At 45.3% G+C, this 15878-nt stretch carries 13 protein-coding genes and 1 pseudogene; 11 read left to right on the top strand and 3 right to left on the bottom strand.

The annotated features are described in order from the left end of the window. The first annotated feature begins 198 nt into the window (after positions 1-198). The 3 genes from MHN09_RS04785 (at position 199) to MHN09_RS04775 (ending at position 3601) form a co-directional block, all read left to right on the top strand. On the top strand, positions 199-507 hold the full coding sequence (locus tag MHN09_RS04785; RefSeq protein ID WP_014975326.1) for a hypothetical protein: 309 nt from the start codon (positions 199-201) through the stop codon (positions 505-507). A 150-nt stretch (positions 508-657) separates the two neighbouring features. Then, the gene (locus MHN09_RS04780; protein ID WP_049587137.1) at positions 658-1845 is read left to right on the top strand and encodes a diguanylate phosphodiesterase; all 1188 of its coding nucleotides are present in this window, start codon (positions 658-660) and stop codon (positions 1843-1845) included. A gap of 208 nt (positions 1846-2053) precedes the next feature. Continuing rightward, positions 2054-3601 carry a diguanylate cyclase gene (locus MHN09_RS04775; protein WP_231514228.1) on the top strand — a complete coding sequence of 516 codons (1548 nt, stop codon included), beginning with the start codon at positions 2054-2056 and terminating at the stop codon, positions 3599-3601. A gap of 41 nt (positions 3602-3642) precedes the next feature. Here the strand turns inward: MHN09_RS04775 and MHN09_RS04770 are convergent, their stop codons facing one another. Then, a complete protein-coding gene (locus tag MHN09_RS04770; protein ID WP_239239394.1) occupies positions 3643-4527 on the bottom strand; it encodes an ArgP/LysG family DNA-binding transcriptional regulator in 885 nt (294 codons plus the stop codon). A 182-nt stretch (positions 4528-4709) separates the two neighbouring features. On the opposite strand from MHN09_RS04770, the gene MHN09_RS04765 reads away from it, so the two are divergent. Together MHN09_RS04765 and MHN09_RS04760 are read left to right on the top strand one after the other, a co-directional pair. Continuing rightward, a complete protein-coding gene (locus MHN09_RS04765; protein WP_014975330.1) occupies positions 4710-5312 on the top strand; it encodes a LysE family transporter in 603 nt (200 codons plus the stop codon). Positions 5313-5427: 115 nt separating this feature from the next. Beyond that, positions 5428-5745, top strand: coding sequence for a multidrug efflux SMR transporter (locus MHN09_RS04760; protein ID WP_014947823.1), 318 nt, complete (start codon positions 5428-5430; stop codon positions 5743-5745). 31 nt (positions 5746-5776) lie between these two features. On the opposite strand, the pseudogene MHN09_RS04755 reads toward MHN09_RS04760, so the two are convergent. After that, a pseudogene (locus MHN09_RS04755) lies at positions 5777-6001 on the bottom strand (DUF1499 domain-containing protein); the annotation flags it as partial. A gap of 197 nt (positions 6002-6198) precedes the next feature. Between MHN09_RS04755 and MHN09_RS04750 the strand changes: the two are divergent. The 6 genes from MHN09_RS04750 to MHN09_RS04725 all read left to right on the top strand — a co-directional run bounded on the left by MHN09_RS04750 (position 6199) and on the right by MHN09_RS04725 (position 14938). Further along, complete coding sequence (locus MHN09_RS04750) at positions 6199-6870, top strand: DNA-J related domain-containing protein (RefSeq protein ID WP_239239391.1); 672 nt, start codon at positions 6199-6201, stop codon at positions 6868-6870. 316 nt (positions 6871-7186) lie between these two features. After that, positions 7187-8332: an efflux RND transporter periplasmic adaptor subunit gene (locus MHN09_RS04745; RefSeq protein ID WP_014947826.1), complete on the top strand. Its 1146-nt coding sequence runs from the start codon at positions 7187-7189 to the stop codon at positions 8330-8332. 21 nt (positions 8333-8353) lie between these two features. Next, positions 8354-11452 carry an efflux RND transporter permease subunit gene (locus MHN09_RS04740; protein WP_014947827.1) on the top strand — a complete coding sequence of 1033 codons (3099 nt, stop codon included), beginning with the start codon at positions 8354-8356 and terminating at the stop codon, positions 11450-11452. Between the two features lie 56 nt (positions 11453-11508). After that, entirely contained in the window at positions 11509-12006 is a 498-nt protein-coding gene (locus tag MHN09_RS04735; RefSeq protein WP_014947828.1) for an alpha/beta hydrolase, read from the top strand. 113 nt (positions 12007-12119) lie between these two features. Next, entirely contained in the window at positions 12120-13961 is a 1842-nt protein-coding gene (locus MHN09_RS04730; protein ID WP_239239389.1) for a bifunctional acetyl-CoA hydrolase/transferase family protein/GNAT family N-acetyltransferase, read from the top strand. Then, positions 13958-14938: a histone deacetylase family protein gene (locus MHN09_RS04725; protein ID WP_239239386.1), complete on the top strand. Its 981-nt coding sequence runs from the start codon at positions 13958-13960 to the stop codon at positions 14936-14938. Before MHN09_RS04730 ends, MHN09_RS04725 begins: the two co-directional genes overlap by 4 nt. A 95-nt stretch (positions 14939-15033) precedes the next feature. Here the strand turns inward: MHN09_RS04725 and MHN09_RS04720 are convergent, their stop codons facing one another. Continuing rightward, positions 15034-15774 (bottom strand): glutaredoxin, encoded by a 741-nt coding sequence (locus MHN09_RS04720; protein ID WP_014975335.1) that lies wholly within the window; start codon positions 15772-15774, stop codon positions 15034-15036. Positions 15775-15878 lie beyond the last annotated feature (104 nt).

The following is a 15878-nucleotide window of genomic DNA, read 5'->3' as shown; positions in this document are numbered from 1 at the left end:
GACTACCTAGAAAGTTTCTTTCTAGCACTAATGAGAGCGTAGGCATCAAATGGCTATTTCACCAATGAACTTTAGTTGAAGTAATCGATAGGCCTAACTTAGTCGGCGTTAGGGGCATAGTTAAGCTTACATCTACCCATAACATCAAAATCTCGCTAAGGTGTCTGAATACAAGCCACCGAAGGAAAGAATAAAATAATGATTGATGAGAAACAGAAGGTACGTTTTTTAGATGCTTGTACCGAACAGCTTATCGCGCTTTATACAGCCAGCAAAAACGGTAAAAAGGTCGATGCTGAGAAATATCGGGTACAAGGGTTTATGCACGCTGGCGAGCTTCTAGGGATAATTACCAATGAACAGGGCAAGGCGCTGATTGCCGACTTACATGTACAGGTTTTTGGTGAAACTATTGATGAGCGAGCGACAAGAAAACGTAAACTTAATGCGCTAAAAGAATCTGATCCCGATGCATATATTGAGATTCCCGCCATTGAAAGACGTTAATTTAAGTTAAGCAAAGTTACCTAAACCGACTTTGCGAGATTCTCGTTTCTAAGACTATACTTTGCCCCACACTATGATGAAAAAGCTGTAAAAAGAGGTTGCAGCTAGTTCGAAGCAGGGATGAAAACAAAGTTTAACAAGAGGCAACCCGTGCTTAAGCAGTTAGTTTACAGAAGTCAGTCGACGGTAAAAATTGATGAAAATGAACTTCTTAAAATAACAAACGATTCACTGCCATTTAATGCGAAAAACCACATTACAGGTATTCTTTTGTTTGATGGGGAATACTTCTTTCAAGTGCTTGAAGGAGATTGTGAGAAGGTAAACGCGCTTTTCGAACATATAAAAACAGACAGTCGTCACAGCAACATTATGAAAGTGACCGAAATGGTCATTCACAAACGCGATTTTGGAGATTGGCATTTAAGAACGCTTTCTGTCGCAGAAGGAAGCCGCTGCTATTGGTTACCTTCGGACATTAATATTAGCCGGGAAAGCCGGATATTTGCGCTTCTCAACAGCTTTGCTTCTGGGAAATGGCGAACTTGTTTAAGTGATAACGCGCGCAAAGACGTAAGAGCTAACGTTACGACGTCAGAAAAAGCAGTTAAACCCTTCGAAAACTCTGACATTCAGTTTGCCTTTCAGCCTATTGTGGATACCTACAGAGCTCGTGTCTCTTCAATTGAAGCCCTAATCAGAAGTAACGATGGGAGATACCCTGAGACTATTTTGGAGGAGCTGGTTGGGCCGGAAAAGTACGATTTTGACCTGAAAAGCAAAGCTATAGCAATTAAGCAAGGCGCTGCGTTGCTATCTTCAGACCAGTCTTTATCCATCAATTTATGCCCCGGAGCGATTACCTCCACCGTCAACGTCGCAGACTACCTTCACGAATTGGTTAAACGCAATAAATTGAAACCACAGCAGCTTGTTATCGAAGTTACCGAAACAGAAATAATCAGCGAAAGTGACACATTTTACCAAGCAATAGAGCAGATCCGTTCACAAGGCATGAGAGTCGCTATAGATGACTTCGGCGCAGGGTACGCAGGGTTATCGTTACTCGCAGACTTCACACCAGACAAAATTAAATTAGATAGAAAAATAACGACAGGCATTCACGAAAGCGGGCATCGACAAGCAATAACCGAGGCTGTACTCGAGTTTGCCAACTCTATGGGAATTCCCTTGGTGGTAGAAGGCGTCGAAACGATTGATGAGTGGCTGTGGTTGCAGCATGCGGGTGTACAAAGATTTCAGGGGTTCTTGTTCGCAAAGCCCAAATTAAATGGTGTTAGTGGTATTGATTTTTCCTTCGACGGCGCTAGCAGCTAACTCCGCATAGGAAAAATATACATTTCTTGTCATTCCGCAGGACATTTTTCAGCGTTCTCACATTTTTAAACTAAGCTTAATGGGTGTGAGTTTTTATACCAGAATATAAATACTCATAACTCATCTTTGTGTAATAGCCGTACAGGGATATTTTTGCTACACGGATTTAGCTGCGGTACCAGTAGGAAGCAAATCTATGGCATGTGGAGTGTCGCGTAATTTTGTTCGCTTGTTGTTTGGGTTGATTTTGCTGACGTTCGGCACGTTTGCCAATGCAGCGTGCGTCATTAATGCTGAAAATGGTACTTCTGATACTGATACCGATAGTGCTCTGTCTATCGTACTTAAAGAAGGTGCACAGCGACTTTCGTTAAGCTGCGATGTCAACGCGACTCACGTTCTCTATTTCCCAAGAAACTACCTTTCTTATAATCAGCTGTATGACAGCGAGATGCAAAAAGTCCCCAAGTTAACCGGCGCATTTGAGTCCTATGCAATAGATAATACCCATAAGCGTCTATTTTTGGATATTAACTCTCAGGTACAGCGACCTGTCAGGCTAAATATCGCTACGTTAAATGATTTTCAGACGTTGGCGTCAATACATACCTTCACATTAAGCTTGTTCATCGGCTTTTGCTTAGCGTTAACCTTGTACGTAGGAATGCTGGGAACGAGTATGCGCAACTACGGCTTTTACTCCTACAGTTTCTATGTGCTCAGTGCGGCAATTTTCTTTTTGCTTCAAGAAGGGTTACTGAACATTGCGTTTCCCCATGTCGCCTTTTTCTCGAACTTTAAACTGCATCTGTTATTCGCAGGGATCACGGTATTTGCTGCGGTAAAGTTTCTTGATCAACTACTCGATTTCAAAGCACTGCTAAAAGTATGGCAGCGCCAGTTTATTCTGGGAATGGCGTGTTCGGCACTGGCACTTTCATTTGTGCAGATCATTCTGTCCACTTCTGATGCGATGAGAGTAAATAGTACGCTAAGTCTTATCACGCTGATAACAATGACCTGTACGCTATCAAGCTGTGTTTACGCCGCCTACCGCGAAGTACATTGCTCAAACTTAGTATTAATGGGTATTGCTGTCATGGTGTTTTCCATGATGTTTCGATTGGTTTTTTCAGATGTGTCAGCGTTTATGTACCGCTACGGACTTATTGTGGGAATAACTATTGAAGCGTTTATTTTTGCTATTGCCACGTCGAGAAAAGTAAAAAAGCTCGATGACGACAGGCTTAGTGCATTCAAACGTGCGTCTACAGATTCCTTGTGTAAAGTGCTAAACCGCAGTGGATGGGAAGGAATAGCACAAAGCCTGCTTACTAACTTCAACAAGGAAGGAGGATATTTGACCTTGCTATTTATCGACGTTGATAACTTCAAGGAGATTAATGATCATTACGGGCACCATTGCGGCGATAAAGTGCTGCAGGTTATTGCTAAAATTCTGCTGAGCCGATGCCGAGACCAAGATGCAGTAGGACGCCTTGGTGGCGATGAATTTGTGGTGCTAAGCCACTGTTACAGTGAAGGACAATCTGAGCGCTTGGCTGCGCGCATAGAAGCCAGTCTTCTGGAAAGGGATATTAGAACCGATAACGTTGTTATTTCTGTTACGGCAAGCGTAGGCACATACATCACAAATGAACGCTGCAAAGATCTCACCACTCTGTTAAATAAAGCAGATAAACTGATGTACAGCGTTAAGGAGAAGCATAAGACGGCTCAATTGGCGTCTTCTTAATTAACCTTCCAGCAACGTATCACACACGCAGTGTATTAGGGTCATTTAAGCTGCGCTTTCGCTATATTCTTTACGGCTTTGGTCAAGTCGGCAAGCGCTGCCGATTCAAGGGTTGTCCAATGCCAAAATAACGGTACACCAAGCTCTTTTTGAGGAAATAACGGAACGAGATCGCCTTTGTTAACCTCTTGTTCAACTTGAAGCGTAGGTAGCAAAGCCCACACCACGCCATCAAGCGCCATTTTGACAAAGCCATGGGACGATGGATACCAATGACAAGTTGTAAAAGAGGGGGCTATGTTCAAACACTCTCGTTGATAATCAGTCAGCAAAGTCACATCGTATTCGTCGTACAGCAAGCCCGGTGTACTCATCACGCTCTGGGGTGATATTTCTTTATGCAGGTATCGCTCAATGAAGCGAGGCGATGCATAAAGTTGATAGCGCATAGTCCCCAGTCTTATAGATTGCCCACCGGTAACGGGTGTACCTGTTTGGCTGATACAAGCCATAACACGGCCTTGCTGCAATATATCTCGGGTTTGAGTTTGATCCGCATTAACAATATGAATCGGGTTGGCACGCTTATCACTAAACGCGGCCATTACTTGCGAGAACCAGGTGGCTAGGACATCGTTATTCACGGCAACGCTTATAGGTGCAGCCGACGCTTCTAATCCACTTTGTATATTCAGCGCTTCTTCTAATACGCTTACTTTTTGAATATGAGCAAGAAGCTCTTTTCCTAGTGGCGTAGCGCGAAGTGGCTTGGTGCGAACCATCACTGGGCCGCCCACACTCTGCTCTAGCCGTTTTATTTTTTGCGATACCGCCGACTGGGTGAGGTTTAGGGCCTGTGCACCTTTTTCAAATCCGCCGTAGCGTAACACTTCATGAAAGCATCGAAGCGCGTCGTAATCCAACATTAATGACTACCTGTGAAAAGAAGGTTATAAGTATTAATTTTGCTTATTCAAAACAAATATCATTAATTTAATTTAATTTAGTCTTTCAAGGTGTATAAAATCAAGCCAATTATTCAGCATGTAACCTTAAACCGCGTTACAGCTATGGCGTTTGAACTTATTTACACTAAGAGGCATTTATCATGTTGGCGGCAGCAACGAGTGGTTTCGTGATGGGCGGTACCCTAATTATTGCAGTAGGCGCACAAAACAGTTTTTTGATTGAGCAATCGATGAAGCGACAGTGGACAACCTTATTTGTCCTGCTGTTTATCCTAAGCGATGCTATCTCAATAAGCTTAGGTGCGATGGGCTTTGGCTTGCTGTTGCAGGAATACCCAATGCTGGTGTCTATCACCAAATGGGCTGGTGTTGCGTTCTTATTGTGGATTGCTTTTAACAAAATAAAATCATCTTTGGCCAACGACGCGCTTGTTTTAGAAATGGCGAAAAAGCAACTGTCGTTCAAAAAAGCACTGCTCATAGCCTTGGCAGTAACTTGGTTAAATCCCCACTTTTACTTAGACACTTTATTATTGATGGGAAACTTAGCTAGTCAGTGGCAAGAAAATAAATGGTGGTTTGTGGGTGGAGCTATTGGTGCATCTGTAGTTTGGTTCGTAGGTTTGAGTACCTTAACCGCACGTTTTGCGCACCATATGCAGCGCCCTAATTTCTGGCGTTGGTTTAACCGTCTTAATGCTGCGGTATTAGGTATGGTAAGTATTCAGTTGGCGAGTTTGTAAGGCAAAAGCGCTAAATAGCAAAATATTACGACGCGTCGAGTACGCTTTATGATTTAAGACGGTACGCTACGCATCTGTGATAGTTGACGATGAGCGCGAAGAGAGGGATAGACTGGTGAGCTGGATTTATTTGATTGTGGCGGGCCTTCTGGAAATTGGTTGGCCTGTTGGGCTAAAAATGTCACAAGAGGCGGAAACCCGCGTAATGGGTATTTTACTTGCGGTTGGGTTTATGGCTGCCAGTGGTTTTTGTTTATGGATGGCGCAAAAACAAATTCCAATTGGAACGGCGTACGCTGTGTGGACAGGAATAGGCGCCGCGGGAACATTTTTAGTGGGTGTTATGTTTTATGGCGACCCCTCGTCATTGGCACGATATTTCGGCGTAGCACTTATTGTTGCAGGAGTCGTTGTCTTAAAGTTGGCCCACTAAAGTTAGGTCCAATTACAAAAAAGCCCGTTAGCTTAGTGACTTCACCGCCTTCATAAGCGATGGAGTTAGGCGCACCTTCGCATAGCGGTGTAATTGCAACGAATTCCGGCGGATTAGTGACATCGGTAGTAATGTTATGGATTGGAGGAACTGCGCTGGCTTTACTCATCATGCTCACCGGCATACTGATAAAGGGGGCCGGGTAGAACAACATAAGAAACCCGACAATGCTGGTGAGGGCAATGAGTGCTTTCAAGTGGGCTCCAAAGTTATTATTTTATTTTTACTAAGCTACTTTAACCGTGAACGTTGCGTTTTGGATTACTTTCTAGCAATAAAGTCGGTACTAGGCCAATATTTAACATGTTTGTACACTAGGGCCTGCTGGTCTTTAACGTACATCAATGACCAGCGAGCCCTGGATGAACCCTATTTAAAGCAAGGTAATTGGTTTTGCAAAATCAGCCTGATGCCAGCGAAGCTTACGTGCTTCAAGCCGAACTACTTGTTGATACGTTATCGACACAAAAGCCGCTTTTTCAACGTGGTGTAAGCGAGTATGAGCTCATTGAAATTCTGAAAAAAGCGCCATATCAATTTTTTGATGACGCTTCGTTACGAGAGCCTTTAATGCTCTTTAAAACCCATTTCATTGTGTTTCACGCCCTTTATCAACTTAAACGAAGTTGGATAGAGCAGGGCGAAGGCGTGCTAGACATTCATACTCTTAATATTAAGCTAAACCAAGAAAGTGCCCACAGCGACAATGATAAAGAAAGCCAAGATAAGGTTGGAGCAATAACCGAAGCTGATGCCTTAGCTGAATACTACTTAGACTGGGGCAATTTTGAGAAGGCCGACAGAAAAAGTGTAGATGCACTGCTCAATGCGTTTTGGCATCGCATGGCCTCAGGAAACGCGCACACCTTTGAGCAGGAAGATATTGCTGATGCCCACGCGCTTCTGGGCCTGCCCCAAGATGAACATGTTTCTTTGTCGGTACTAAAACGAGTATATAAAAAAGCCCTGCAGTTGGTTCACCCTGATAAGGGAGGAACGCAACAGGAAGCCCAAGACGTCATTCACGCCTACCAGTTATTGCTGGGTTATTATTCGTTAAAATAGAACGTTAAGTGCATTGTGATTTCGCTTTATTCGTATAACGTATACACGCTCAGGTATTTGACCGACAACTTCAGTAATTTCAACTTCATTGACTTTTATTATCATCTATAAATGCGCACAATATGACCTATAAGAGCGTAGATCCGTATCAATGATCGCTTAACTATGCCACTTCAAAACCAATTATCGCAGTTTCAGGCTTTGAAATGCGCTAGATAATTCGGTGCACTGGAAGCAATAAGCTTTAATTTTAAAATTGGATATGCAGAGCAAAGGCCGTGTTCTGTACAAAAAGTTATTGGGAAATAGAAAATTTATGAGTCGCATTTTTTATGTTACTGCAGCATTAATAACCCTTGTCGGCGTTATTGGGTGTTCGAATGAAGGCGAGCAAGCACAGCAAGGTGCTCAGCAAGGTATGCCTGCACCCTCAGTATCGGTAGTTACACTGAAACAAGAACCTGTAGTACATGAAATGGTGTTACCGGGCCGAGTAAGCCCGTCTCGTCAATCTCAGGTGCGTCCTCAGGTAGATGGTGTTATTACGGAGCGCTTGTTTGAAGAAGGCGCACATGTAGAAAAAGGACAGCAGCTTTATCAAATTGACGAAGCCCGTTATCTAGCACAGTTAAATAGCGCAAAAGCCGATTTGAAAAGCGTTCAAGCGAACCTTAAAACGTTGGAAGCAAAGGCGCGACGCTATGACGACCTTGTTGCGCAAAACGCGGTAAGCAAACAAGAATATGACGACGTAATTGCTCAGAAAGATCAAGCGCAAGCGGCAATTAGCGTAGCTGAGGCAGCTGTTGACGTAGCGAAGGTTAACATGGGTTACACCAAAGTGTACGCCCCAATCAGCGGACGTATTAGCCGCTCTTTTGTTACTGAAGGTACCCTTGTTACTACGAACCAATCTCAGCAACTTGCAACCATTACACAGCTTGACCCAGTTTTCATTGATATGCAGGAGTCAGGTGCGTCAATTATTACGCTTCGTCAGTCAATGAGAAACCAAGGTTCGATGGATGTTGAATTAACGGTAGATGAAGTAACAGGCAAGCGTTACGACCAAACAGGCAGCGTTAAATTTTCTGAGGTAACGGTTGATGAGACCACAGGGTCTGTAACACTTCGTGCTGAAATGCCAAATCCAGATGGCGTATTGCTGCCTGGCTTGTTTGTGAAAGGCCACGTCATTACTGGACGCGAAAATGCGCTGCTTGTTCCTCAACGCGCAACGACACGCCAACCAGACGGTTCGCTTTCAGTTTATGTTGTTAACCAGAACAACGAAGTAGAAGGTCGTACCTTGGAAATAGGCAAAATCTATCGAGACCAATATGTTGCCCTAAGCGGTGTGAGCGAAGGCGAAAAGGTAATTGTAACTGGATATCAGAAGGTGAAGCCTGGCGCGAAAGTTAATCCGTCAGAGTGGCAACCATCATCACGTGGCTCACGATAGCAAACAAGGGATTTAAGTAATATGGCTCGTTTCTTTATAGACAGGCCCGTGTTTGCATGGGTGCTGGCAATTATCACAATGATGGCGGGTGTGCTGGCAATTACCTCACTCCCCATTGAACAATATCCCAAGGTGGCACCGCCCTCGGTGACTATCTCAGCAACGTATCCTGGAGCATCTGCAGAAACCGTAGAGAACTCGGTTACTCAGGTAATAGAACAAAGCCTGACGGGAATTGATAACCTACGTTATTTCTCGGCAAGCAGTTCGAACAGCAGCATGTCTATTACGCTCACTTTTGAGCCTGGTGCTGACCCTGATATTGCGCAAGTACAAACTCAGAATAAGGTGCAGGGTGCACTGCCGCTGTTGCCTACTCAGGTACAGCAACAAGGGGTAACCGTAACTAAAGCAAATAGCGCATTTGCATTGGCAGTTGGCTTCTATTCTGAAGACGACTCAATGACGCAATATGACCTGAGCGATCTGTTAGTTTCTCAATTTCGCGACCCGATTTCCCGTGTTAATGGTGTGGGAAATGTACGGGTATTCGGTGCGCAGCGTTCAATGCGTATATGGTTAGATCCAGATAAACTGTACAGCTACAATCTTACACCTACTGACGTTCAAGGCGCTGTTCAGGTACAAAATACTGATGTGTCTGCTGGTCAACTAGGTGGTATGCCTGCAATAGAAAATCAGCAAATCAACGCGACAATTCAAGCGCAGAGTCGCCTTCAAACCGTTGAAGATTTTGAAAACATCGTACTTCGCGTAAATACCGATGGTTCTCAGGTTCGCGTGCGTGACGTTGCGCGTGTTGAACTGGGTGCGCAAAGCTACGACGTTATTGTTCGATACGATCGCAAGCCTGCATCAGGTATGGCGATAAGCCTTGCCTCTGGCGCAAACGCACTAGATACCATTAAGGCAGTAAAAGCCCGAGTTGAAGAACTGCGCTCGAATTTGCCAGATACAGTTAAAGTGGTTTACCCGGTTGATAGTTCTCCTTTTATCGAGCTTTCTATCGAGTCGGTAGTTCATACGCTTATTGAAGCGGTAGTACTGGTATTCTTGGTGATGCTACTGTTCCTTCAAAACTGGCGTGCAACGTTAATCCCTACCATTGCGGTGCCAGTGGTATTGCTCGGCACCTTTGCTGTGCTACTGGCATTTGGCTTTAGTATTAACGTGCTAACCATGTTTGCTATGGTACTTGCTATCGGCCTGCTCGTAGATGATGCCATCGTGGTGGTGGAAAACGTTGAACGTATTATGGAAGAGGAAGGTCTCTCACCTGCCGAAGCCACTAAAAAGTCGATGACTCAAATCACAGGTGCACTTGTTGGTATTGCGGCCGTGCTTTCAACGGTATTTATCCCAATGGCGTTCTTCAGCGGCTCAGCAGGCGCTATTTATCGTCAGTTCTCGGTTACTATCGTGTCGGCTATGGCATTTTCGGTATTGGTCGCCATTGTCCTTTCACCGTCTTTGTGCGCCACGTTATTGAAAAAGCATCCGGAAAACCATGACAAGAACAAAGGCTTCTTTGGCTGGTTTAACCGCACGTTTAACAAAGGCCGCGATCGCTATCAAAAGACAACAACTCACATGGCGCAACGCTTTAAGCGCTATTTCGTTGTTTATGGTTTGCTGGTAGGTGGTATGGCATTTATTTTCAGCCAGCTTCCTGGCGCGTTTCTTCCAGATGAAGACCAAGGGCGTATGATGGTGTTGGTAAGCACACCGCCTGGTGCAACAGCTGGCCGTACGCTCGAGTCTATCAAGCAAGTGGAAGACTATATTCTTGAACAAGAACAAGACGCGGTTAACGGCATGTTCGCGGTTGTGGGCTTTAGCTTTGCGGGTCAGGCGCAAAACGCGGGTATGGCTTTCTTAAACTTCAACGACTGGAGCGTAAGAGACGAAAATAATTCTGCGTTTGCAGTGATGAACCGAGCTTTTGGCGCGTTTAGCCAAATTCAAGATGCCTCAGCCTTTCCTATAGTGCCTCCGCCTATCATGGAACTAGGTAATGCAACGGGCTTTGATATGCAGCTGGTCGACCGTGGTGGAAATGGTCACGAAGCGCTGATGAATGCGCGTAATCAGCTGTTGGGCATGGCAGCGCAGAATCCAAAGCTGGCTGGCGTTCGCCCCAATGGTTTAAGTGACGTACCTCAATTTAAAATCAATATTGATAGCGAGAAAGCGTCGGCACTTGGATTGAATTTAAGTGAGATCAATAACGCGCTTCAAATAGCGTGGGGGTCCAGCTATGTAAATGACTTTATTGATAAAGGTCGAATAAAGCGTGTTTACATGCAGGCAGATTTGCCTCATCGCATGACCCCTGAAGACTTGGATAAGTGGTTTGTTCGCAACAGCGACGGCGAGATGGTGGCGTTTAACACGTTCTCGACCACTGAATGGGTGTATGGCTCACCTAAGTTAGAGCGTTTTAACGGCGTGTCGTCTGTCAATATTCAAGGTAGTGCTGCTGAAGGTATCTCTTCGGGTGAAGCAATGGCTGAAATGCAGAAATTGGTTGAGCAGTTACCGCCAGGCTTCGCAATTGAATGGTCAGGCCTATCTTATGAAGAGCAAGAAGCAGGCTCGCAAGCGCCTATGCTTTACGCACTATCAATCTTGATTGTTTTCTTGTGCTTAGCGGCCCTGTACGAAAGCTGGTCTGTGCCATTCGCCGTTATGTTAGTGGTGCCTTTGGGTATTCTCGGCTCTGTAACCGCTGCGTTTATTTTCAACTTGCCGAACGATGTGTACCTGCAAGTAGCGTTTTTGACTACCGTAGGTTTGGCGGCGAAAAACGCTATTCTTATTGTCGAATTTGCAAAAGAACAGTACGAAAACGGCGAAGATTTAATGACTGCGGTTTCAAATGCAGCCTCTCAGCGTTTCCGCCCAATTCTAATGACGTCAATGGCGTTTATTTTGGGAGTAACGCCGTTAGCACTAGCTAGCGGAGCAGGCGCAGCCAGCCAAAATGCAATAGGTATTGCGGTTATGGGTGGTATGTTCGCCGCTACCTTCTTGGCGATTTTCTTCGTGCCCATGTTCTATGTGCTGGTAGAAAAACTCTTTCACAGGGAAGACAAGTAACAAGCAAGTGCGCTAGAGTGGGAAAAACTTTTCATTTTTGAATAGGGATATCGGTAATGACCACCGTTGTTTTTTCTCACGGCAAAGAAAGCGGTCCATGGGGCAGTAAAATAACAACGCTTTCAAATGTAGCGAGCGATATGGGTTTTGGCGTAGAGAGTATTGATTATCAAGATCTCGACTGCCCGGAAGCTCGCCTAGCGCGACTTAAAGAGTTTATTGCTGAAAAGTGCAATGATGTTGTTCTGGTTGGCTCAAGCATGGGCGGCTATGTATCACTTGCCGCAGCAAGCCAAATCTCGGCACGAGGCGTATTCCTTATGGCTCCTGCACTGTATTTGCCAAACTACGAAATTCAACGGTTCCCCTACGACGGCTACGTGAGCCTAGTGCACGGCTGGAATGACGATATCGTGCCTATCGAAAATAGCTTAAAGTATGCGCGCCATCAAAAAGCTCAGCTCTTGTTACTTAATGACGGCCATCGCCTAGCGAATAGCAAATCTGTTATTTCTCCGTTTTTCAGAAATTGGTTGGAAAAATTTCGATACTAATGATGAATCGGTAAGCCTACGACCAATCGCTTATAGTTCACGCTTAAGCAAATGCGGGAAAGCGCCTGTTTTTATGGCATGATGAGTTATTGCTTAAAACAGGGCAGATGGAAATGACATTTAGTTTACCTCAAGCGCCACAATGGTCGTCGCTGATAAAGTCTGGTTGCCGTGTCTTTGTTGGCGGAAATGCCTCGGTGCCGCATGCACTAGTGCAGCATCTCATTGATAACAGCGAAGGGTTTAGCGACATCGAGCTGGTTCATATGCTGGCTTTAGGCGACACCCGATGGGTGAAAGAAGAGTATAAAAACCTCTTTAAAGCGAATACATTCTTCATTGGTGGCGAAGCCATGCGTAAGGCGGTCGATGAGGGCCGCGCTGACTATACCCCCGTTTTCCTGTCTGAAATATCAAGCTTATTTAGCGACGGTACGCTAGCACTGGATGCTGCGCTGGTTAACGTAAGCCCACCCGATGAATTCGGCTATTGCTCACTAGGTCCTGCTGTGGATATTGCTATGTCGGCAATCAGACAAAGCAAAAAGGTCATTGCTCAAATTAATCCTCAGGTGCCAAGAACCGCCGGGCACTCTTATATTCATATCAGCGAAATAACGGCCTGCATTGAAGCCGAAGAGCCGCTTGTGGAAGTAACGCCGCCGCCTATCGATTCGGTGGCAGAGAGAATTGGTCAGTATGTTTCAATGCTGGTGGATGATGGTGCAACGCTGCAATTTGGTATTGGGAAAATACCGAGTGCCACCCTTAAATATCTGTGTAACCACAGAGACCTAGGCATTCACAGCGAAATGCTCACCGACAGTATTATTGAACTGTTGGAGTCGGGTGCTATCACCAACAAGAAGAAGACTTTCCACCCCGGTAAAATTGTTACTAGCTTTGCTATTGGTACTCGCCAGCTTTACGATTTAATCGACAGCAACCCTCACATCGAGTTTTATCCAAGTAGCTACGTAAACAAACCCACCAATATTGCCAAGAACGATAATATGGTTGCCATTAACAGTGCGCTTGAAGTGGATTTAACCGGTCAGGTGGTGGCCGATTCATTGGGCTACGACTTTTACAGTGGCATAGGCGGGCAGGTTGATTTCGTAACGGGTGCGTCTATCAGCAAAGGTGGGAAAGCGATTATAGCGCTGCCTTCTACTGCCAAAAATGAAACCATTTCCCGTATCACACCCCGTATCAGTGAAGGGGCGGGTGTTGTTACTTCGCGGGGCAATGTTCAGTACGTGGTGACCGAATACGGCATAGCATCGCTTAAAGGCAAAAGCATTCGAGAGCGTGCATTGGAACTTATTCGTGTAGCACACCCCAAATTCCGTGCAGCGCTCTTAGAAGAAGTAAGACAGCATTATTGGGTGCCTCATTATCAGGAAAAGTACCCAACCGATATTCCTGAGCTGGGTGCTATTCAGCTTAAAAAACTGAATATTCAGGGGGAAACCTATTACATGCGCCCGCTGAACCCCGCCGATGAAAGGCGTTTGCAGGAATTCTTTTACTCCCATACGAAAGAAACACTAAGGCTGCGTTACAACTACGACCCGAAGCAAATGTCGCGCGAAAAGTCGTGTAATTTGGTGTCGGTGGATCAAAGCTCAGATGCGGCGTTATGTATTGTGAGGCAAGAAGGCTCCCGTATTACCATTCACGCAGTAGGGCGGTTTTACTTCAATCCAAATGACAATACCTGTGAAGCAGCGTTTGTTACCCGTGAAACCCAGCAAGGGAAGGGGATGGCAAGCAGGCTGCTAAACGAATTGATCAACGTTGCGAAAAAACGAGGCATTGCAAAGATGATGGCCTACGTGCGTGGCGATAACAGCCCGATGATTGCCATTTTCGAGCAAGCGCAATTTAAACGGAAGTTCACTGGCGACCCCAGTGACATAGAGTTAGTACTAGATGTGGCATCACTCGCATGACAATTAAAATTTTTCGCGGCAAACACGGCACTAAACACGACTTAGGGAAAGATCATCCTGAGTCACCGGATCGCCTGTTCGCCATAGACGACCAATTACTGTCTTCTGGACTCGATATGGTGTGTGAGCACGCTGATGCCACGCCTATTGCTGAAGCTTATATTAAGCTAGCCCACGATCCTTACTATGTGAAAAGTGTATTTGAGCATGCGGCTCAGTCCATATTTAGCGACCACGAAAAAACGCTCTATTCCGAACGCAAGGATAACGTCGCATGGTTAGACGAAGATACCGGCTTGATGCGACACAGCTTAAATGCAGCACTTGAGTCGGCTGGTGCGGGATGTAATGCGGTGGATTGGGTTATGGAAGGCAGTGACAGGCAGGCGTTCTGCGCGACAAGGCCGCCAGGTCACCACGCTACATACGACAGCGCCATGGGCTTCTGTATTTTTAATAACATTGTTATAGCTGCGCGCTATGCCCTTCAAAACTATGAACTAAAGCGCGTTGCCATAATCGATTTTGATGTTCACCACGGAAACGGTACCGAGCAAATTGTTGCTGGCGATCAACGCATCATGCTTTGCAGCAGTTTCCAGCATCCTTTTTATCCACACAGTGGTTCACCGGTGTCGGCAAGTAATATTCTTTCTGTGCCGCTAGAAGCAGGCTCTACAGGTGAAGTATTTAGAGAAAAAGTGCAGCACTGGTTTAACGCATTGCGCAACTTTCAACCTGAGCTGATTTTTATCTCAGCGGGTTTTGATGCCCACGCAGAAGATCCTATGGCGCATTTGCGACTGGTGGAAGACGATTATTTCTGGATAAGCCAACAACTTCGCGCAGTGGCTGACGAGTGTTGCCATGGTCGCATAGTCAGCATGTTAGAAGGTGGCTACGATTTAAGTGCACTAGGCCGCAGTGTGGTGTCGCACCTTAAAGGTATGAGCCGCCCTATTGAAGAAACTCAATAGGGTCTCATAGCAAGTGAATTATCGTGTTGTTAATTCAACGGGTAAACACGGTAATAGATACCAGCTCAACACCGGTGCATCAGCCTTCATTTAACTTAGGCTATCCATCGTGTAAGCATGTAAAGGCCAGCACCTAACATGGCAAGGTTTTCGGTAAGCGAGATAAACCCAAGAGGAAGGTCTGAATTACCGCCCACACAGGCGCACTTAAGTTCACGTTTATCGATATATACCGCTTTAATAACTGAAACTGCACCTATTGCACCGATAAAAATAGAAACAGGTGAAACTAATAGTGCAGGAAGCCCCGCTAGCATACCAAGCCCAGCGAACGCTTCTGCGAAAGGGTACACATATGCGTACCTTACGTGCTTCATTGCAAGTAAGTCATAGGTAATGAATTGATTTGAGAACGCTACAATGTCCTGTAGTTTTTGTAATGCGAGGATCACCATGGTGACGCCAATGAAATTCATTATGAAAGGTTCAAGACCTGTCGGGAGTCCACCTTTTAGCATGAGCGCAAATACTACAAGGGCGGCTAAAGAAAAAATCACAATGATAGGTGTGTAGCGCGAACCGAACTCACTTTCTTGCTTCAAATTGAAATAATCTCGTAAGTCATCATAGCCACCAATTCGCTTATCATCGATAAACGTTTGCGGCGTGGTTTTCACATTGTGCTTCTCTTTAAAAGCGTCAGTTTCACTTCGGTTGGACAAGTGATGGTCTTCAACATCGTAGCCCTTCCTTTCTAGCAAATCTTTCGACTTAAGTCCGAAGGGACAAATGTGATCAGGGGTAACCATGCGATAAAGAACGGCGCGCTTTGACATTGTGGACTCCTTGTAAACCTTTCACGAAACGGCACCTAGTGCGCAAAATATGCGCGCCTTCTGCCATGTTTATAGTGATATCACGATATACAAAGATAAGTTAC

Source organism: Alteromonas sp. MmMcT2-5, assembly GCF_022348315.1.
GTDB classification, from domain to species: Bacteria; Pseudomonadota; Gammaproteobacteria; order Enterobacterales; family Alteromonadaceae; genus Alteromonas; species Alteromonas macleodii.
The sequence above is the reverse complement of the archived record's forward strand: the minus strand, read 5'-3'. Positions and strand labels throughout refer to the sequence as shown.